The organism is Streptococcus sp. KHUD_015, from assembly GCF_051106265.1.
In the GTDB taxonomy this organism is placed as follows: domain Bacteria; phylum Bacillota; class Bacilli; order Lactobacillales; family Streptococcaceae; genus Streptococcus.
The window spans coordinates 771,164-790,979 of the sequence record NZ_CP193665.1; the positions used below are offsets into that span (position 1 = coordinate 771,164).

At 41.9% G+C, this 19,816-nt stretch carries 23 protein-coding genes and 1 other annotated feature; of the genes, 22 read left to right on the forward strand and 1 reads right to left on the reverse strand.

Translation table 11 applies throughout. The features are described from left to right. Positions 1 to 3 precede the first annotated feature (3 nt). From proC to ACORHU_RS03600, 11 genes are all read left to right on the forward strand, one after another. Positions 4 to 801: a pyrroline-5-carboxylate reductase gene (gene proC, locus ACORHU_RS03550; protein ID WP_434364826.1), complete on the forward strand. Its 798-nt coding sequence runs from the start codon at positions 4 to 6 to the stop codon at positions 799 to 801. 113 nt (positions 802 to 914) lie between these two features. Then, entirely contained in the window at positions 915 to 1,553 is a 639-nt protein-coding gene (tmk, locus tag ACORHU_RS03555; RefSeq protein WP_061087814.1) for a dTMP kinase, read from the forward strand. Beyond that, positions 1,550 to 2,440 (forward strand): DNA polymerase III subunit delta', encoded by an 891-nt coding sequence (locus ACORHU_RS03560; RefSeq protein WP_434364828.1) that lies wholly within the window; start codon positions 1,550 to 1,552, stop codon positions 2,438 to 2,440. The genes tmk and ACORHU_RS03560 overlap by 4 nt, the downstream gene beginning before the upstream one ends. A 39-nt stretch (positions 2,441 to 2,479) precedes the next feature. Then, a complete protein-coding gene (gene yabA / locus ACORHU_RS03565) occupies positions 2,480 to 2,797 on the forward strand; it encodes a DNA replication initiation control protein YabA (RefSeq protein WP_000358228.1) in 318 nt (105 codons plus the stop codon). A gap of 2 nt (positions 2,798 to 2,799) precedes the next feature. After that, positions 2,800 to 3,669 carry a 16S rRNA (cytidine(1402)-2'-O)-methyltransferase gene (gene rsmI / locus ACORHU_RS03570; RefSeq protein WP_434364840.1) on the forward strand — a complete coding sequence of 290 codons (870 nt, stop codon included), beginning with the start codon at positions 2,800 to 2,802 and terminating at the stop codon, positions 3,667 to 3,669. A gap of 186 nt (positions 3,670 to 3,855) precedes the next feature. Beyond that, on the forward strand, positions 3,856 to 5,190 hold the full coding sequence (gene trmFO / locus ACORHU_RS03575; RefSeq protein ID WP_061087817.1) for a methylenetetrahydrofolate--tRNA-(uracil(54)-C(5))-methyltransferase (FADH(2)-oxidizing) TrmFO: 1,335 nt from the start codon (positions 3,856 to 3,858) through the stop codon (positions 5,188 to 5,190). 83 nt (positions 5,191 to 5,273) lie between these two features. Then, positions 5,274 to 6,011 (forward strand): UMP kinase, encoded by a 738-nt coding sequence (gene pyrH, locus ACORHU_RS03580; RefSeq protein WP_000002996.1) that lies wholly within the window; start codon positions 5,274 to 5,276, stop codon positions 6,009 to 6,011. An 8-nt stretch (positions 6,012 to 6,019) separates the two neighbouring features. Continuing rightward, positions 6,020 to 6,577: a ribosome recycling factor gene (frr, locus tag ACORHU_RS03585; RefSeq protein ID WP_001262225.1), complete on the forward strand. Its 558-nt coding sequence runs from the start codon at positions 6,020 to 6,022 to the stop codon at positions 6,575 to 6,577. Between the two features lie 59 nt (positions 6,578 to 6,636). Beyond that, entirely contained in the window at positions 6,637 to 7,491 is an 855-nt protein-coding gene (cvfB, locus tag ACORHU_RS03590) for an RNA-binding virulence regulatory protein CvfB (protein ID WP_414338222.1), read from the forward strand. 8 nt (positions 7,492 to 7,499) lie between these two features. Beyond that, the gene (locus ACORHU_RS03595) at positions 7,500 to 7,715 is read left to right on the forward strand and encodes a YozE family protein (protein ID WP_001232084.1); all 216 of its coding nucleotides are present in this window, start codon (positions 7,500 to 7,502) and stop codon (positions 7,713 to 7,715) included. Positions 7,716 to 7,799: 84 nt separating this feature from the next. Then, positions 7,800 to 8,795 (forward strand): PhoH family protein, encoded by a 996-nt coding sequence (locus ACORHU_RS03600; protein ID WP_000658186.1) that lies wholly within the window; start codon positions 7,800 to 7,802, stop codon positions 8,793 to 8,795. Between the two features lie 56 nt (positions 8,796 to 8,851). Here the strand turns inward: ACORHU_RS03600 and ald are convergent, their stop codons facing one another. Beyond that, positions 8,852 to 9,964 carry an alanine dehydrogenase gene (gene ald, locus ACORHU_RS03605; protein WP_000904690.1) on the reverse strand — a complete coding sequence of 371 codons (1,113 nt, stop codon included), beginning with the start codon at positions 9,962 to 9,964 and terminating at the stop codon, positions 8,852 to 8,854. Between the two features lie 171 nt (positions 9,965 to 10,135). On the opposite strand from ald, the gene ACORHU_RS03610 reads away from it, so the two are divergent. The 11 genes from ACORHU_RS03610 to ACORHU_RS03660 all read left to right on the forward strand — a co-directional run bounded on the left by ACORHU_RS03610 (position 10,136) and on the right by ACORHU_RS03660 (position 19,689). Then, positions 10,136 to 10,705 (forward strand): GNAT family N-acetyltransferase, encoded by a 570-nt coding sequence (locus ACORHU_RS03610; protein WP_434364847.1) that lies wholly within the window; start codon positions 10,136 to 10,138, stop codon positions 10,703 to 10,705. Between the two features lie 66 nt (positions 10,706 to 10,771). Beyond that, entirely contained in the window at positions 10,772 to 11,422 is a 651-nt protein-coding gene (locus ACORHU_RS03615) for a helix-hairpin-helix domain-containing protein (RefSeq protein ID WP_371509562.1), read from the forward strand. Continuing rightward, a complete protein-coding gene (locus tag ACORHU_RS03620) occupies positions 11,406 to 13,646 on the forward strand; it encodes a DNA internalization-related competence protein ComEC/Rec2 (protein ID WP_434364849.1) in 2,241 nt (746 codons plus the stop codon). The genes ACORHU_RS03615 and ACORHU_RS03620 overlap by 17 nt, the downstream gene beginning before the upstream one ends. 348 nt (positions 13,647 to 13,994) lie before the next feature. Continuing rightward, a complete protein-coding gene (locus tag ACORHU_RS03625; protein ID WP_125451248.1) occupies positions 13,995 to 14,582 on the forward strand; it encodes an ATP-binding cassette domain-containing protein in 588 nt (195 codons plus the stop codon). Between the two features lie 3 nt (positions 14,583 to 14,585). Beyond that, positions 14,586 to 15,770, forward strand: coding sequence for a hypothetical protein (locus tag ACORHU_RS03630; RefSeq protein WP_434364851.1), 1,185 nt, complete (start codon positions 14,586 to 14,588; stop codon positions 15,768 to 15,770). A gap of 160 nt (positions 15,771 to 15,930) precedes the next feature. Continuing rightward, positions 15,931 to 16,062, forward strand: a sequence feature (ribosomal protein L20 leader region). 15 nt (positions 16,063 to 16,077) lie between these two features. After that, positions 16,078 to 16,608 carry a translation initiation factor IF-3 gene (infC, locus tag ACORHU_RS03635; RefSeq protein WP_000848180.1) on the forward strand — a complete coding sequence of 177 codons (531 nt, stop codon included), beginning with the start codon at positions 16,078 to 16,080 and terminating at the stop codon, positions 16,606 to 16,608. Positions 16,609 to 16,640: 32 nt separating this feature from the next. Continuing rightward, positions 16,641 to 16,841, forward strand: a complete 201-nt coding sequence (gene rpmI, locus ACORHU_RS03640; RefSeq protein ID WP_001125943.1) for a 50S ribosomal protein L35 — start codon at positions 16,641 to 16,643, stop codon at positions 16,839 to 16,841. 51 nt (positions 16,842 to 16,892) lie between these two features. Beyond that, positions 16,893 to 17,252 carry a 50S ribosomal protein L20 gene (rplT, locus tag ACORHU_RS03645; RefSeq protein ID WP_000124834.1) on the forward strand — a complete coding sequence of 120 codons (360 nt, stop codon included), beginning with the start codon at positions 16,893 to 16,895 and terminating at the stop codon, positions 17,250 to 17,252. A 58-nt stretch (positions 17,253 to 17,310) separates the two neighbouring features. Continuing rightward, on the forward strand, positions 17,311 to 17,691 hold the full coding sequence (gene gloA, locus ACORHU_RS03650; protein ID WP_000157153.1) for a lactoylglutathione lyase: 381 nt from the start codon (positions 17,311 to 17,313) through the stop codon (positions 17,689 to 17,691). Positions 17,692 to 17,939: 248 nt separating this feature from the next. Then, complete coding sequence (locus tag ACORHU_RS03655; protein ID WP_434364860.1) at positions 17,940 to 18,740, forward strand: dihydroorotate dehydrogenase electron transfer subunit; 801 nt, start codon at positions 17,940 to 17,942, stop codon at positions 18,738 to 18,740. Next, on the forward strand, positions 18,703 to 19,689 hold the full coding sequence (locus ACORHU_RS03660; protein ID WP_162174290.1) for a dihydroorotate dehydrogenase: 987 nt from the start codon (positions 18,703 to 18,705) through the stop codon (positions 19,687 to 19,689). Before ACORHU_RS03655 ends, ACORHU_RS03660 begins: the two co-directional genes overlap by 38 nt. Positions 19,690 to 19,816 lie beyond the last annotated feature (127 nt).

Sequence of the window (19,816 nt, forward strand, 5' to 3'; positions counted from 1 at the left end):
GAGATGAAGATTGGATTTATCGGCTTAGGAAATATGGGAGCTAGTTTGGCCAAGGCTGTTTTGCAGACCAAGACGGGTGCCCAGATTCTTCTTGCCAATCGTAGTCAAGCCAAGGTGGATGCTTTCATTGCAGACTTCGGTGGTCAGGCTTCTAGCAATGAAGAAATTTTCGCAGACGCAGATGTGATTTTTCTAGGTGTTAAGCCAGCTCAGTTCTCAGACTTGCTTTCTCAATATCAAACCATCCTTGAAAAAAGAGAAAGTCTTCTTTTGATTTCGATGGCAGCTGGATTGACCTTAGAAAAACTCGCTAGTCTTCTTCCAAATCAACACCGAATTATTCGTATGATGCCGAATACCCCTGCTTCTATCGGGCAAGGAGTGATTAGTTATGCCTTGTCTTCTAATTGCAGGGCTGAGGACAGTGAGCTCTTTTGTCAGCTGTTAGCCAAGGCAGGTCTCTTGGTTGAACTAGGAGAAGGTTTAATCGACGCAGCGACAGGTCTTGCAGGTTGTGGACCAGCCTTTGTCTATCTTTTTATCGAGGCCTTGGCAGATGCAGGTGTTCAGACTGGATTGCCAAGAGAAACGGCATTGAAAATGGCGGCTCAAACTGTGGTAGGAGCTGGGCAATTGGTCTTAGAAAGCCAGCAACATCCTGGAGTTTTGAAAGACCAAGTATGCAGCCCAGGCGGTTCGACTATCGCTGGTGTAGCAAGCTTAGAAGCACATGCCTTTAGAGGAACCGTTATGGAGGCAGTTCATCAAGCCTACAAACGAACTAAAAAACTGGGTAAATAAGAGGTGGCTTTGACTGCCTCTTTTATGGTGGTTGAAATGAGAAGACAAAAAGATTGTCACAAACCCCTATTTTTTTGATAGAATAGAAGTAGTAAAAAAGAAATGAGTTAGACATGTCAAAAGGATTTTTAGTCTCTCTTGAGGGGCCAGAGGGAGCAGGCAAGACCAGTGTTTTAGAGGCTCTACTCCCAATTTTAGAGGAAAAAGGAGTAGAGGTGCTGATGACCCGTGAGCCAGGCGGAGTCTTGATTGGGGAGAAGATTCGTCAAGTGATTTTAGACCCAAGTCATACTCAGATGGATGCTAAGACAGAACTCCTTCTCTATATTGCTAGTCGTAGACAGCACTTGGTGGAAAAAGTTCTTCCAGCCCTTGACGCTAGTAAGTTGGTCATTATGGACCGCTTCATCGATAGTTCTGTTGCCTATCAGGGATTTGGTCGAGGCTTAGATATCGAGGCCATTGATTGGCTTAATCAATTTGCTACAGATGGACTAAAACCCGATTTAACCCTTTATTTTGATATTGAGGTGGAAGAAGGACTGGCGCGTATTGCAGCAAATAGCAATCGAGAGGTCAATCGTTTAGACCTAGAAGGCTTAGACTTGCATAAAAAGGTCCGTCAAGGATATCTTTCTCTTTTGGAGAAAGAAGGAGACCGTATTGCCAAGATTGATGCCAGTCTTCCTTTGGACCAAGTGGTGGAAGATACCAAGTCTGTCTTGTTTGAGAGAATGGGATTAAGTAAATGAAGCAAGAGCGATTAAATGATTTGCAACCAGAGCAGTTTGACCGTTTTGTCCGTATCTTGGAGCAAAATCAGCTCAATCATGCTTACCTCTTTTCAGGTTTCTTTGGAAGCTTAGAAATGGCGCAGTTTTTGGCTAAGAGCCTCTTTTGTACAGATAAGGTAGGCGTTTTACCATGTGAGAAATGCCGAAACTGCAAGTTGATTGAACAGGAAGAGTTTCCCGATGTCACCTTGATTAAGCCAGTCAATCAGGTCATCAAGACAGAACGCATTCGGGAATTGGTGGGTCAGTTTTCCCAAGCAGGGATTGAAAGTCAACAACAGGTTTTTATTATCGAGCAAGCTGAGAAAATGCATCCTAACGCAGCTAACTCTCTGCTCAAGGTCATCGAAGAACCCCAGAGTGAGGTTTATATTTTCTTCTTGACCAGCGATGAGGAAAAGATGTTACCGACCATCCGTAGTCGAACCCAGATTTTCCATTTTAAAAAGCAAGAAGAAAAACTCATATTATTCTTAGAACAAATGGGGCTGGTTAAGAAAAAAGCGACTCTCTTAGCTCAGTTTAGTCAATCGCGAGCTGAAGCAGAAAAGTTGGCTAATCAGGCAAGTTTTTGGACCTTGATCGATGAAAGTGAACGCCTGCTGACCTGGTTAGTAGCTAAGAAAAAAGAAAGTTATCTGCAGGTTGCTAAATTAGCCAACTTGGCAGATGACAAGGAAAAACAAGATCAGGTCTTACGGATTCTCGAATTCCTCTGTGGGCAGGACCTTCTGCAAGCAAGGATTCGACAGATTCTACAAGATTTGCTAGAAGCTAGAAAAATGTGGCAAGCTAATGTCAGCTTTCAAAATGCCATGGAATATCTGATCTTGAAAGAAATATAAACTCAAAAATGAACGATAAAGAAAGGAAAGGGCTGTTTTATGGACAAAAAAGAATTATTTGACGCGCTGGATGATTTTTCCCAACAGTTATTGGTAACCTTGGCCGATGTGGAAGCCATCAAGAAAAATCTCAAGAGCCTGGTAGAGGAAAATACAGCTCTTCGTTTGGAAAATTCTAAGTTGCGCGAACGCTTGGGTGAGGTGGAGGCAGATGCTCCTGTCAAGGCCAAGCATGTTCGCGAAAGTGTCCGTCGCATTTACCGTGATGGATTTCACGTATGTAATGATTTTTATGGACAACGTCGAGAGCAGGACGAGGAATGTATGTTCTGTGACGAGTTGTTATACAGGGAGTAGGCATGCAGATTCAAAAAAGTTTTAAGGGGCAGTCTCCCTATGGCAAGCTGTACCTAGTGGCAACGCCGATTGGCAATCTAGATGATATGACCTTTCGTGCTATTCAGACCTTGAAAGAAGTGGACTGGATTGCTGCTGAGGACACGCGCAATACAGGTCTATTGCTCAAGCATTTTGACATTTCTACCAAGCAAATCAGTTTTCATGAGCACAATGCCAAGGAAAAGATTCCTGATTTGATTGGTTTCCTGAAAGCAGGGCAAAGTATTGCTCAGGTATCCGATGCAGGTCTGCCTAGCATTTCAGACCCTGGCCATGATTTGGTCAAGGCTGCGATTGAGGAAGAAATCGCAGTTATCACTGTTCCAGGTGCCTCTGCAGGAATTTCTGCCTTGATTGCCAGTGGTTTAGCGCCACAGCCACACATATTTTACGGCTTCTTACCCAGAAAATCAGGCCAGCAAAAGCAATTTTTCGACTTGAAAAAAGACTATCCAGAAACTCAAATTTTCTATGAATCGCCTCATCGTGTGGCAGATACGCTAGAAAATATGCTAGAAGTCTATGGTGACCGCTCGGTAGTCTTGGTAAGAGAATTGACAAAGATTTACGAAGAATACCAACGAGGAAAAATCTCTGAATTGCTGGAAAGTATCGCTGAAACACCTCTCAAGGGTGAATGCCTTCTCATCGTGGAAGGTGCCAGTCAGGATGTGGAGGAAAAAGACGAGGAAGACTTGTTCTTAGAAATCCAATCCCGCATCCAGCAAGGTATGAAGAAAAATCAAGCTATCAAGGAAGTTGCTAAGATTTACCAGTGGAATAAAAGCCAGCTCTATGCTGCTTACCACGATTGGGAAGAAAATGACTAAACAGGGAAGTTTGCCTTCTTCCCTTTTTTTGTTATACTAGTAGAAGAAAAAAATAGAAAGATTTGTGGGAGTGAAAAAGTCCTGTGGACTTTTTCAGCCTGAGCCAAGAAATTCGAAAGTGAGTAAGTTCGGTTGGCTTTTTCAATGTGAATCTTGACTTCACACTCCCAAAGAGGTATTAGTGTCGTGTCTCAATCTTATATCAATGTTATCGGTGCTGGTTTGGCAGGTTCTGAAGCAGCCTACCAAATTGCAGAACGTGGTATTCCAGTTAAACTCTATGAAATGCGTGGTGTCAAGTCAACACCTCAGCACAAAACAGACAATTTTGCAGAGTTAGTTTGTTCCAATTCTCTACGTGGAGATGCTTTGACAAATGCTGTCGGGCTTCTCAAGGAAGAAATGCGTCGCTTGGGTTCTGTCATCTTAGAGTCTGCTGAAGCTACTCGTGTTCCCGCTGGAGGAGCCCTTGCGGTGGACCGTGATGGTTTCTCCCAAATGGTGACCCAAAAAGTTGCCAACCACCCCTTGATTGAAGTGGTGCGTGATGAAATTACAGAATTACCAACTGATGTTATTACAGTTGTCGCTACTGGTCCTTTGACTAGCGATGCCCTAGCTGAGAAGATTCATGCCCTTAATGACGGCGATGGTTTCTATTTCTACGATGCGGCAGCGCCTATTATCGATGTCAACACCATTGATATGAGCAAGGTTTATCTCAAGTCTCGTTATGACAAGGGAGAGGCGGCCTACCTCAATGCCCCTATGACCAAGCAAGAGTTTATGGATTTCCATGAAGCCTTGGTCAATGCGGAAGAAGCGCCGCTGAATTCTTTTGAAAAAGAAAAGTACTTTGAAGGATGTATGCCTATCGAAGTCATGGCCAAACGTGGTATTAAAACTATGCTTTATGGTCCTATGAAGCCAGTCGGTTTGGAGTATCCAGACGACTATACAGGACCTCGTGATGGAGAGTTTAAAACACCGTACGCGGTTGTCCAACTTCGTCAGGACAATGCGGCTGGTAGTCTCTATAATATTGTCGGTTTCCAGACCCATCTCAAATGGGGAGAACAAAAGCGTGTCTTTCAAATGATTCCAGGTCTTGAAAATGCTGAGTTTGTTCGCTATGGTGTCATGCACCGCAATTCTTACATGGATTCACCAAATCTTCTGGAGCAGACCTATCGTTCTAAGAAACAGCCAAACCTCTTCTTTGCTGGTCAAATGACGGGTGTGGAAGGCTATGTTGAGTCAGCAGCTTCAGGCTTAGTTGCGGGGATTAACGCAGCTCGTCTCTTCAAGGGAGAAAGCGAGGTTATTTTCCCAGAGACGACAGCTATTGGAAGCTTGGCTCATTACATCACCCATGCGGACAGCAAACATTTTCAACCAATGAATGTCAATTTTGGGATTATCAAAGAGTTGGAAGGCGAGCGTATCCGTGATAAGAAGGCTCGTTATGAAAAAATTGCAGAGCGTGCCCTTAACGATTTAGAGGAATTTTTAACGGTCTAATTTTTTTGAAAGAATTGCTCATGGTACTATAAAAATCTTAGAAATTGTGATAAAATAGGTAGGATAAAAAAAGGAGAGTGAAAATGGCGAATCCCAAGTATAAACGTATTTTAATCAAGTTATCAGGTGAAGCCCTTGCCGGCGAACGTGGCGTAGGGATTGATATCCAAACAGTTCAAACAATCGCAAAAGAGATTCAAGAAGTTCATAGCTTAGGTATCGAAATTGCCCTTGTTATCGGTGGAGGAAATCTCTGGCGTGGAGAACCTGCTGCAGAAGCAGGTATGGACCGCGTTCAGGCAGATTACACAGGAATGCTTGGGACTGTTATGAATGCTCTTGTGATGGCAGATTCATTGCAACAAGTTGGTGTCGATACGCGTGTGCAAACAGCCATTGCAATGCAACAAGTTGCAGAGCCTTACGTACGTGGACGTGCCCTTCGTCACCTTGAAAAAGGTCGTATCGTTATCTTTGGTGCCGGAATTGGTTCACCTTACTTCTCAACAGATACAACAGCGGCTCTTCGTGCAGCTGAAATCGAAGCAGATGCCATCCTTATGGCTAAAAATGGCGTCGACGGTGTTTACAATGCCGATCCTAAGAAAGACAAGACAGCCGTTAAGTTTGAAGAATTGACTCACCGTGACGTTATCAATAAAGGTCTTCGTATCATGGATTCAACAGCTTCAACCCTCTCAATGGACAACGACATTGACTTGGTTGTCTTCAATATGAACCAACCAGGCAACATCAAACGTGTCGTATTTGGTGAAAATATCGGAACGACAGTTTCAAACAATATCGAAGAAAAGGAATAAGAATGATTATGGCTAACGCAATTATTGAAAAAGCTAAAGAGAGAATGACCCAGTCTCACCAATCACTTGCTCGTGAATTTGGTGGTATCCGTGCCGGTCGTGCCAATGCAAGCTTGCTGGACCGTGTACATGTAGAATACTATGGAGTAGAAACTCCTCTTAACCAAATCGCTTCAATTACGATTCCAGAAGCGCGTGTTTTGTTGGTAACACCATTTGACAAATCTTCATTGAAAGATATCGAACGTGCCTTGAACGCTTCTGATCTTGGTATTACACCAGCTAATGATGGTTCTGTGATTCGCTTGGTTATCCCTGCTCTTACAGAAGAAACTCGTCGTGACCTTGCTAAAGAAGTGAAGAAGGTCGGTGAGAATGCTAAAGTGGCTGTCCGCAATATTCGTCGTGATGCTATGGACGAAGCTAAGAAACAAGAAAAAGCAAAAGAAATCACTGAAGACGAATTGAAGACTCTTGAAAAAGATATTCAAAAAGTAACAGACGATGCTGTTAAACACATCGACGACATGACTGCCAACAAAGAAAAAGAACTCTTGGAAGTCTAAAAATAAACAGAAAAACTCAGTTGGCATTGCTGGCTGAGTTTTATTCGAAAGAAGGAAATATGAATACAAATCTTGCAAGTTTTATCGTTGGATTCATCATCGATGAAAATGACCGTTTTTACTTTGTGCAAAAGGATGGTCAGACCTATGCTCTCGCTAAGGAAGAAGGCCAACATACAGTAGGGGATACGGTTAAAGGTTTTGCCTATACAGATATGAAGCAAAAGCTCCGCTTGACAACTCTAGAAGTGACTGCCACTCAGGATCAATTTGGTTGGGGCCGTGTCACAGAAGTTCGTAAGGACTTGGGTGTCTTTGTGGATACAGGCCTACCTGACAAGGAAATCGTAGTGTCACTTGATATCCTTCCTGAGCTCAAGGAACTCTGGCCTAAGAAGGGCGATCAACTCTACATCCGTCTTGAAGTAGACAAGAAAGGCCGTATCTGGGGTCTCTTGGCTTATCAAGAAGACTTCCAACGTCTGGCTCGTCCTGCCTACAACAACATGCAGAACCAAAACTGGCCAGCCATTGTATATCGTCTCAAGCTGTCAGGAACTTTTGTTTACCTGCCAGAAAATAACATGCTTGGCTTTATCCATCCTAGCGAGCGCTATGCAGAGCCACGTTTGGGTCAAGTCTTAGATGCGCGTGTCATTGGATTCCGCGAGGTTGATCGCACTCTGAACCTCTCTCTCAAACCTCGCTCCTTTGAGATGTTGGAAAATGATGCCCAGATGATTTTGACCTACTTGGAAAGCAATGGCGGTTTCATGACCTTGAATGATAAGTCATCTCCAGAGGACATCAAAGCAACCTTTGGCATTTCTAAAGGTCAGTTCAAGAAAGCTTTAGGTGGTCTTATGAAAGCTGGTAAAATCAAGCAAGACCAGTTTGGGACAGAGTTGATTTAGGGTGGCATATGAGAAAATCATTTTACACTTGGCTCATGACCGAGCGCAATCCTAAAAGTAATAGTCCTAAAGCTATCTTGGCAGACCTAGCCTTTGAAGAATCAGCTTTTCCAAAACACACAGACGATTTTGATGAGGTCAGTCGCTTTTTGGAGGAGCATGCCAGTTTCTCTTTTAACCTAGGTGACTTTGACGCTATCTGGCAAGAATACTTAGAGCACTAGCATGATTCACTGGGGTTGGGCTAGTAATTTCTCCGCCCCTTTGCTATAATAAAAAGAAATAAAAGAATTAGAGAGGTTCTTTATTTGAAGGAACATTCAATAGACATTCAACTGAGTCATCCAGATGACCTGTTTCATCTTTTTGGTTCCAATGAACGCCATCTTCGTTTGATGGAAGAAGAGCTTGATGTTGTGATTCATGCTCGTACGGAGATTGTCCAGGTTTTGGGAGAAGAGTCTGCTTGTGAGGAAGCCCGTCAGGTTATTCAAGCCCTCATGGTCTTGGTCAATCGTGGGATGACCGTTGGTACACCAGATGTGGTGACTGCGATTAGCATGGTCAAAAACGATGAAATCGACAAGTTTGTTGCTCTTTACGAAGAAGAAATTATCAAGGACAATACAGGGAAGCCGATCCGTGTCAAAACCCTGGGTCAAAAACTTTATGTTGACAGTGTCAAACAGCATGATGTGACCTTTGGAATCGGACCTGCAGGAACAGGGAAGACCTTCCTTGCAGTGACCTTGGCAGTAACTGCACTTAAACGTGGTCAAGTCAAAAGAATTATCTTGACACGTCCAGCGGTGGAAGCAGGAGAGAGTCTAGGTTTTCTTCCGGGTGATCTCAAGGAGAAGGTGGACCCTTACCTTCGACCTGTTTATGATGCCTTGTATCAGATTCTGGGAAAAGACCAGACGACTCGTCTCATGGAGCGTGAAATTATCGAAATTGCGCCCCTTGCCTATATGCGTGGCCGGACCTTGGATGATGCTTTTGTCATTCTCGATGAGGCGCAAAATACGACCATCATGCAGATGAAGATGTTTTTGACTCGTTTAGGCTTTAATTCTAAGATGATTGTCAATGGAGATATTAGTCAGATTGACCTTCCGCGTAACGTCAAGTCCGGTTTGATTGATGCCAAAGAAAAACTCAAGAACATTCACCAGATTGACTTTGTTCATTTTTCAGCTAAGGATGTGGTTCGCCATCCAGTTGTCGCTCAGATTATCCGAGCCTATGAACCAGTACCAGTTAAAAAAGCAGAGAGTGAAGAAGTCCAAGAAGAAACAGAATAGCAAAAAAGAGCAGTTCAGGTGGAATTGCTCTTTCTTTTATCTGATAATTAGATTTTTTAGATTAGTTCATCAATTGGAGTATGTTTTTTATCGAGACCTTGGGCTACTGGAAGACTGGTTAAGTAACCTTGATAAGTAGTAACACCTTGGCGCAAGCCCTCATCTTCAGAGATTGCTTGTACAAAACCTTTACCAGCCAAAGCTTCAATATAAGGAAGAGTGACATTGGTTAGGGCAATGGTTGAAGTACGAGCAACCGCACCAGGGATATTGGCAACGGCATAGTGGAGCACACCGTGTTTTTCATAGACAGGCTCATCGTGCGTTGTCACACGGTCAGCTGTCTCGATAACACCACCTTGGTCAACAGCAACGTCAACGATGACGGATCCTGGACGCATTTGCTTGACCATCTTATCTGTGACCAGTTTTGGTGCCTTGGCACCTGGGATGAGAACCGCTCCGATCACCACATCCGCATCTCTCACACTGGCTTCGATGTTAAATGAATTGGACATGAGAGTTTGAATTTGGTGACCAAAGACCTCCTCTAAAACGGAGAGACGTTTAGCACTGATATCAAGGATGGTCACTTGCGCTCCCAATCCTAAAGCGATGCGGGCAGCATGGGTCCCTACGACACCGCCACCGATGATGGTTACTTTCCCTTTAGGTACACCCGGCACACCACCCAGTAAGACACCAGAACCTCCTGCTTGCTTAGTTAGGAAATGAGCACCGATTTGGACTGCCATACGGCCTGCAACCTCACTCATAGGTACGAGGAGTGGTAATTGACCTTGGTAATCACGGACAGTTTCATAGGCAATCCCAGTTGTTTTTGCTTCCAACATAGCATCTGCTAATTCAGGCGCAGCGGCCATGTGCAAGTAGGTGAAGAGAAGCAGGTCGTCACGTAAGTAACCATATTCAGAAATTAATGGTTCTTTTACTTTCACGACCAACTCTGCAGCCCAGGCTTCACCAGCAGTAGCGACAATTTCAGCTCCTTGCTTTTGATAGTCAGCATCAGTAAAGCCAGAACCAAGACCAGCATTTGTTTCGATAAGGACGCGATGACCACGGCCGACTAAGCTGTGGACACCAGCAGGTGTTAGAGCAACACGGTTTTCATTATTCTTAATTTCTTTTGGAATTCCGATTAACATAGAGAAAAACTCCCTTTCTATTGACGGGTTGTAAATGATCTATCACATTATCTATAAAAATAAGGTGATGATTTTATTCTATATGAAACCGCTTTAAAAAGCAAGAAAAATTTGTTGTAATTTATTTTTTATGCTAGACTGGTAGAAAATATTTTTAAATGGAGGAGAAGTATGGAATCAATCTTTTTAAAACTAGCTCAGTATCCGATAGTGGAAACAGAGCGTTTATTGCTTAGACCTGTAACCTTGGATGATTCGGAAGCAATGTTTGACTATGCCTCGGACAGAGAAAATACGCGTTACACTTTTCTAACCAATCAAAGCTTGGAAGAAACCAATAATAACATTGCTCAGTTCTACTTGGCCAATCCTTTGGGACGCTGGGGAATAGAACTAAAAAGAAATGGTCAGTTTATTGGAACCATTGACTTGCACAAGATTGATCCTGTTCTTAAGAAGGCAGCTATTGGCTACATTATCAATAAAAAGTATTGGAATCAAGGATTAACGACAGAAGCCAATCGTGCTGTGATTGAGCTAGCTTTTGAGAAGATAGGGATGAATAAGTTGGTTGCTTTACACGATAAGTCTAATCCCGCGTCAGGAAAGGTCATGGAGAAATCAGGCATGCGTTTTTCCCACGTAGACCCATATGCTTGTATGGACCAGCATGAAAAAGGAAGAATCGTTACAAGAGTTCATTATGTATTGACCAAGGAAGACTATTTTGCAAATAAATAAGCAGTTGAGAAGAAATTTTCAACTGTTTTTTCTTCCTCTTACGAATAATCTAAGAGAGGAGAAAATATGGAAGTAATTATCGAGAAAATCAAAGAGTATAAAATCATTGTCATCTGTACTGGTCTGGGCTTGCTTGTAGGAGGATTTTTCCTGCTAAAGCCAGCTTCACACATACCTGTCAAAGAAACGAATTTGCAGGCTGAAGTTGTAGCTGTTTCCAAGGATTCGGTATCCGAAAAGGAAGTAAAGAAGGAAGAAAAGGAAGAACCGGTTGAACAAGATCTAATCACAGTAGATGTCAAAGGTGCTGTTAAAGCACCTGGAATTTATGATTTGCCGGTGGGTAGTCGGGTCAATGATGCTGTTCAGAAGGCTGGTGGCTTGACAGATCAAGCAGACAGCAAATCGCTTAATCTAGCTCAGAAAGTTAGTGATGAAGCTCTGGTTTATGTTCCCACTAAGGGGGAAGAAGTGGCTAGTCAACAGACTACTTCGGGGACAGCTTCTTCAACAAGCAAGGAAAAGAAGGTCAATCTCAACAAGGCCAGTCTGGAAGAGCTTAAACAGGTCAAAGGATTAGGTGGCAAACGAGCTCAGGACATTATCGATCATCGTGAGACGAATGGCAAATTCAAGTCGGTTGATGAACTTAAGAAGGTCTCTGGCATTGGTGCTAAAACGATAGAAAAGCTAAAAGACTATGTTACAGTGGATTAAGAACCTCCCTATTCCCCTAATTTACCTGAGTTTTCTATTGCTCTGGCTTTACTACGCTATTTTCTCAGCATCCTATCTTGCTTTGTTGGGTTTCGTTTTTCTGCTAATCTGTCTTTTTTTCCAATTTGCTTGGAAATCTGCTAGTAAAGTTCTAATAATTTGCGGAATCTTTGGCTTCTGGTTTCTGTTTCAAAATTGGCAACAGAGTCAAGCTAGTCAAAACCTAGCGGATTCTGTTGAAAGGGTACGGATTTTGCCCGACACTATTAAGGTCAATGGTGACAGTCTATCCTTTCGTGGCAAGGCTGATGGACGCATTTTTCAAGTCTATTATAAATTCCAGTCCGAGGAGGAGAAAGAAACCTTTCAAGCTTTAACCGACCTTCATGAGATAGGACTAGAAGGAAAACTTTCAGAACCAGAGGGGCAGAGAAATTTTGGTGGCTTTGACTACCAAGCCTATCTGAAGACTCAGGGAATTTACCAGACTCTCAATATCAAAAAAATCCAGTCACTTCAAAAGGTTAGCAGTTGGGATATAGGTGAAAACCTGTCCAGCTTACGTCGAAAGGCTGTAGTTTGGATTAAGACACATTTTCCAGACCCTATGCGCAATTACATGACAGGGCTTTTGCTAGGGCATCTGGACACTGACTTTGAGGAGATGAATGAACTTTATTCTAGTCTAGGAATTATCCACCTCTTTGCCTTGTCGGGCATGCAGGTAGGTTTTTTCATGGATGGATTTAAGAAACTATTCTTGCGATCAGGCTTGACCCAAGAAAAGTTGAAATGGCTGACCTATCCCTTTTCCCTTCTCTATGCTGGTATGACAGGATTTTCAGCTTCGGTCATTCGCAGTCTCTTGCAAAAATTACTGGCTCAACATGGTGTTAAGGGCTTGGATAATTTTGCCTTGACGGTTCTTGTCCTCTTTATTATCATGCCTAACTTTTTCTTGACAGCAGGAGGAGTCTTGTCCTGCGCTTATGCTTTTATCTTGACCATGACCAGCAAAGAAGAGGAGGGGCTCAAGGCTGTTGCTAGAGAAAGTCTAGTCATATCCTTGGGCATATTGCCCATTCTGTCCTTCTATTTTGCAGAATTTCAGCCTTGGTCTATCCTTTTGACCTTTGTCTTTTCCTTTCTATTTGACTTAGTCTTCTTACCGCTCCTGTCTATTTTATTTGCCTTTTCATTTCTCTATCCAGTCATTCAGCTGAACTTTATCTTTGAGTGGTTGGAGGGGACTATTCGCTTGGTATCGCAGCTGGCAAGCAGACCGCTTGTCTTTGGACAACCCAATGCATGGCTTTTAATCTTATTGTTAATTTCCTTGGCTTTGATCTATGATTTGAGGAAAAATATCAAAAGAGTAGCTGGCTTTAGCTTATTGATTACGGGTCTCTTTTTCTTGACCAAGCATCCACTGGAAAATGAAATTACCATGCTGGATGTTGGGCAAGGAGAAAGTATTTTCCTACGGGATGTAACTGGTAAAACCATTCTCATAGATGTAGGTGGCAAGGCAGAATCTGATAAGAAAATCGAAAAATGGCAAGAAAAGACGACGACCAGCAATGCTCAACGAACCTTGATTCCCTATCTCAAAAGTCGAGGAGTAGCCAAGATTGACCAGCTAATTTTGACCAATACGGACAAGGAGCATGTTGGTGATTTGTTGGAGGTGACCAAGGCTTTCCATGTAGGGGAGATCTTAGTATCAAAAGGCAGTCTGAAGCAGAAGCAATTTGTGGCAGAACTACAGGCGACTCAAACCAAGGTTCGTAGTATGTCAGCGGGAGAGAACTTGCCAATTTTTGGAAGTCAGTTAGAAGTCCTATATCCAAGGAAAATTGGAGATGGAGATCATGAAGATTCCCTGGTTTTGTATGGAAAACTCTTGGATAAAAATTTTCTTTTCACAGGAAATTTGGAGGAGAAAGGAGAGAAGGACTTGCTGAAGCAATATCCTGACTTAGAGGTGGATGTTTTGAAAGCTAGCCAACATGGCTCTAAAAAATCATCAAGTTCAGCTTTTCTAGAACAGCTCAAACCAGAGATCACTCTCATCTCAGTTGGAAAGAACAATCGAACAAAACTCCCCCATCAGGAAACCCTGACCCGACTGGAAACGATCAATAGCAAAGTTTACCGAACTGACCAGCAAGGGGCTATACGCTTTAAGGGGTGGAATAGTTGGAAAATCGAAAGTGTTCGATAGGAAGGACAAATATTATATATTAGTAAAATAAACTAAAAATCTGTTGCATAATAATGATAAAAACGATATAATGAAAGCGTATTCAATTTTAATGATATAAAACCATTAAAAATTAGCAAAAACCGTTTAATTAGTTAGTTTATGATCTATTGGTCTTTTTTAGTCCAGTGTATCTGCTGTGAGCGTCCTTAAAACTTATCGGTATGATTGGAAAGTATAGTACGAACTATCACAGTCTCGTTATGATAGCTATTCTGAGTATAAAGTTGGTTCTGGCTGGAATTACGATCGTTATGAGGTACTAAACTACTACAGCGGAGGCTATTAATCCAAAAAGGAGGGCTAGATATGTTGCAGCTTACTCATGTGACCTTAAAAACGCGACAAGTCATTTTACAAGATGTTGATTTTACATTTGAAAAGGGTAGGATTTATGGTATTCTTGCTATCAATGGCTCTGGAAAGACGACACTGTTCCGTGCCATTAGCAATTTAATTCCTATAAGTAGTGGAAATATTGCAGCCCCTCCTTCTTTATTTTATTATGAGAGTATTGAATGGCTGGATGGAAACTTAAGTGGAATGGACTATCTTCGCCTTATCAAAAACATCTGGAAGTCAGGGCTGAACTTGGGGGATGAAATTGATTACTGGGAAATGTCTGACTATATCAGACTTCCCATTCGCAAGTATTCCTTAGGCATGAAGCAACGTTTGGTGATTGCCATGTATTTCCTCAGTCAGGCGAAATGCTGGCTTATGGATGAGATTACAAATGGCTTAGATGAGTATTATCGACAGAAGTTTTTTGATAGGCTGGCACAAATTGATAGACAAGAACAGCTGGTTCTTTTAAGTTCCCACTATAAGGAAGAGTTGCTTGATGTCTGCGATAGAGTAGTAACCATTCATCAGGGGCAGATAGAAGAGGTTTAGTTTATGAAAGATGTTAGTCTATTTTTATTAAAAAAAGTTTTCAAAAGTCGCTTAAACTGGATTATCTTAGCTTTATTTGTATCTGGACTCGGTGTTACCTTTTATTTTAATAGTCAGACTGCAAACTCCGTCAGCTTGGAGAGCGAGTTGGAAACCTATCTTGTAAAAAATGAGAGAGTCATCAATGAATATGAAGAGGAACTCTCCCAAATATCTGATACCAACTCGGAGGAATACCAGATTGCTAAAATTAATTTAGAATCGCAAAAAAATCATTCGACTCAAAAGACAGAAATTCTGACTTTATTAAAAGAAGGGCGATGGAAAGAAGCCTACTATTTGCAGTGGCAAGATGAAGAGAAGAATTATGAAAGGATATCAAATAACCCGACTGTTAGCTCTGACTTTAAAATGGCGGTTGACCGCCAAAGAAAGATTTACCAAGCCCTGTATCCCTTGAACATAAAAGCACATACTTTGGAGTTTCCGACCCACGGGATTGATCAGATTATCTGGATTTTAGAGGCTATCATCCCAAGCTTGTTTGTGGTTGCTATTATTTTTATGCTAACGCAACTATTTGCAGAAAGATATCAAAATCATCTGGACACAGCTCAGTTATATCCTTTTTCAAAAGTGGCATTTGCCATGTCCTCCCTTGGAGTTGGAGTGGGCTATGTAAGTGTGCTGTTTATCGGAATCAGCGGATTTTCTTTTCTAGTGGGAAGTCTGATAAGTGGTTTTGGACAGTTAGATTATCCCTACCCGATTTATAGCTTAGTGAATCAAGAGGTAACTATTGGAAAGATACAAGATGTGTTATTTCCTAGCTTGCTCTTAGCTTTCTTAGCCTTTATCGTCATTGTGGAAGTAGTGTACTTGATTACTTACTTTTTCAAGCAAAAAATGCCTGTCCTCTTTCTTTCACTCATTGGGATTGTTGGCTTATTGTTTGGTATTCAAAAAATTCAGCCTCTTCAAAAGATTGCACATCTGATTCCCTTTACTTACTTGCGTTCAGTGGAGATTTTGTCTGGAAGATTACCTAAGCAAATTGATAATGTCAATCTAAATTGGAGCATGGGGATAGTCTTACTTCCTTGCCTGATTATCCTTTTGTTAGTGGGGATTCTATTTATCGAAAGATGGGGAAGTTCACGGAAAAAGGAAGTTTTTAATAGATTCTAGCTTTCCTATACAGAAAATAAGAAAAAACTAACATAGAGAGGGAATCACCTTGGTTCTCTCTTTTTGATGCGGAAACCAAGACAAAATACAAACACAAACTTTTCAAAAAAATAACTTTTTATCTTGACAAGGGCTAGAAAACTTGGTATCATATAAAAGTTGAGAAAAGCAGAAGTGAGAGCTTCTCGCCTTGTGACATTAAGTTGCCTGGCCCTACGGATGAAAAGTTTCTAAGAAACGCTATCATAACGTGCGGGCTTGTATATTTACGAGTCCGCTATTGTTTTTCTCTAATAAAACAAAAGAGGTGAAAACCATAGCAAAGCAAGACTTATTCATCAATGATGAGATTCGTGTACGTGAAGTTCGCTTGATTGGTCTTGAAGGAGAACAGCTAGGCATCAAGCCACTCAGTGAAGCGCAAGCTTTGGCTGATAACGCTAATGTTGACCTAGTATTGATTCAACCCCAAGCCAAACCGCCTGTTGCAAAAATTATGGACTACGGTAAGTTCAAATTTGAGTACCAGAAGAAGCAAAAAGAACAACGTAAAAAACAAAGTGTTGTTACTGTGAAAGAAGTTCGTCTAAGTCCAACTATTGACAAGGGTGACTTTGATACAAAACTTCGCAATGCACGCAAATTCCTTGAAAAAGGAAATAAAGTTAAGGTATCTATTCGCTTTAAGGGTCGTATGATTACCCATAAAGAGATTGGTGCAAAAGTTTTAGCCGAGTTTGCTGAAGCAACTCAAGATATTGCCATCATCGAACAACGTGCTAAAATGGATGGACGTCAAATGTTCATGCAATTGGCGCCAGCGACTGACAAAAAATAATTGTCAGAAAGTTAAATAAAGGAGAAAAAATCATGCCAAAACAAAAAACACACCGCGCATCAGCTAAACGTTTCAAACGTACAGGTTCTGGTGGACTTAAACGTTTCCGTGCTTACACTTCTCACCGTTTCCACGGAAAAACTAAGAAACAACGTCGTCATCTTCGTAAAGCATCTATGGTGCATTCAGGAGACTACAAACGTATCAAAGCAATGCTTACTCGCTTGAAATAATAGCTTGACTGTAAGTAAACAATTCTAGGAAATATTTGGAGGAAATAAAACATGGCACGTGTTAAAGGTGGCGTTGTATCACGCAAACGTCGTAAACGTATTCTTAAATTAGCAAAAGGTTACTATGGAGCTAAACACATCTTGTTCCGTACTGCAAAAGAACAAGTAATGAACTCTTACTACTATGCATACCGTGACCGTCGTCAGAAAAAACGTGACTTCCGCAAATTGTGGATCACTCGTATCAACGCGGCAGCTCGTATGAACGGACTTTCATACTCACAATTGATGCATGGTTTGAAATTGGCTGAGATCGAAGTTAACCGTAAAATGCTTGCTGACTTGGCTGTTAACGATGCAGCAGCTTTCACAGCTCTTGCAGATGCAGCTAAAGCAAAACTTGGTAAATAATAACAGATAAGACTGGAACAGGATTGTCCCAGTCTTTTTAAAAATAAAGGAGAAAAATATGGCTTCAAAAATGCTACACACTTGCTTGCGAGTAGAAAATCTTGAAAAATCAATCGCATTTTATCAAGATGCTTTTGGTTTTAAAGAATTGCGTCGCAGAGATTTTCCAGACCATGCCTTCACGATTGTCTATCTAGGACTTGAGGGTGACGACTATGAGTTGGAGTTGACTTATAACTACGATCATGGTCCTTATGTGGTTGGAGATGGGTTTGCCCATATCGCCCTCAGTACACCTGATCTTGAGGCACTTCATCAAGAGCACAGTGCAAAAGGATATGAAGTGACTGAGCCAAATGGCCTACCAGGAACTGCACCAAACTATTACTTTGTCAAAGACCCTGATGGCTACAAGGTCGAAGTCATTCGTGAAAAATAATCTCGTGAAGTCAAGTAGAATGTTCGTTTTCTACTTGACTTTTTTTAGATGAAAGAGTATACTAATAAAAATTTAACCTTTAAGGGGAGTCCAGAGAGACTCACAAGGTGTCAGATAAAAGAATAGTACAATTTTCTAGAGGGGACTTTTTGAGTGTGCTCTCTTGTGTTGTACGATTTTAACTGAGGCCTTGCACTAGCAAGGTCTTTTCTTTGTCTGGTCCCCTTAAAATTTAAGGAGGAAAAGTCATGAATCCCACATGTAAGAAACGTTTGGGTGCAATTCGATTGGAAACCATGAAGGTGGTTGCACAGGAGGAAATCGCACCAGCAATCTTTGAATTAGTCCTAGAAGGGGAAATGGTTGAAGCCATGCGAGCAGGCCAATTTCTTCATCTGCGTGTGCCTGATGATGCCCATCTTTTGCGCCGTCCTATTTCGATTTCATCTATTGATAAGGTTAAGAAGCAGTGTCATCTCATTTATCGGATTGAAGGAGCTGGGACAGCTATTTTCTCAACCTTAAGTCAGGGAGATACTCTTGATGTGATGGGTCCTCAGGGAAATGGTTTTGACTTGTCTGACCTTGATGAGCAGAGCCAGGTACTCCTTGTTGGTGGGGGGATTGGTGTTCCGCCCTTGCTTGAGGTTGCCAAGGAATTGCATGCGCGTGGTGTGAAAGTAGTGATAGTTCTCGGTTTTGCTAATAAGGATGCTGTTATCCTTGAAAAAGAATTAGCTCAATATGGTCAAGTCTTTGTAACGACAGATGATGGTTCTTATGGTATCAAGGGAAATGTTTCCGTTGTCATTAAGGATTTAGACAATCAATTTGATGCTGTTTACTCATGTGGGGCGCCTGGAATGATGAAGTATATCAATCAAACCTTTTATGACCACCCAAGAGCCTATCTATCTTTGGAATCTCGTATGGCTTGTGGTATGGGGGCTTGCTATGCCTGCGTCCTAAAAGTGCCAGAAAGCGAGACGGTTAGTCAACGCGTCTGTGAAGATGGCCCTGTTTTCCGCACAGGAACAGTTGTATTGTAAGGAGAAAATCATGACTACAAATCGTTTACAAGTTTCTCTACCAGGCTTGGATTTGAAAAATCCGATTATTCCAGCATCAGGCTGTTTTGGTTTTGGACAAGAGTATGCCAAGTACTATGATTTAGACCTTTTAGGTTCTATTATGATCAAGGCGACAACCCTTGAACCACGCTTTGGCAATCCAACTCCCAGAGTTGCTGAGACACCTGCTGGCATGCTCAATGCAATCGGCTTGCAAAATCCTGGTTTAGAGGTTGTTTTGGCTGAAAAGCTACCGTGGCTGGAAAGAGAATATCCAAATCTTCCTATTATTGCCAATGTGGCTGGTTTTTCAAAACAAGAGTATGCAGCTGTTTCTCATGGTATTTCTAAGGCAGCCAATGTAAAGGCTATTGAGCTCAATATTTCTTGCCCCAATGTAGATCACTGTAATCATGGACTCTTGATTGGTCAAGATCCAGATTTAGCCTATGATGTGGTGAAAGCAGCTGTCGAAGCCTCAGATGTGCCAGTTTATGTCAAACTGACCCCTAGTGTGACGGATATCGTTACTGTCGCAAAGGCAGCAGAGGATGCAGGAGCAAGTGGCTTAACCATGATCAATACTTTAGTCGGTATGCGCTTTGACCTCAAAACTCGCAAACCAATCTTGGCAAATGGAACGGGTGGAATGTCAGGTCCAGCAGTCTTTCCAGTAGCCCTCAAACTCATCCGCCAAGTTGCCCAAACAACAGACCTGCCTATCATTGGAATGGGGGGAGTGGATTCGGCTGAAGCTGCCCTAGAAATGTATCTGGCTGGTGCCTCTGCTATCGGAGTTGGAACAGCCAATTTTACCAATCCATATGCCTGTCCTGATATCATCGAAAATCTACCAAAGGTTATGGATAAATATGGCATCAGCAGTCTAGAAAATCTACGCAAGGAAGTAAAAGAGTCTATGAGATAAACTGCAATCAATCTGTTCTTGATGAACAAAGTTGTCAAGGAAGTAAGTTATAGTTGATTGAATCTAGAATAGTACGCTGTGACTGCTAAAATATTTCTAGAAATTAATTTGACTTTCCTAATTGATT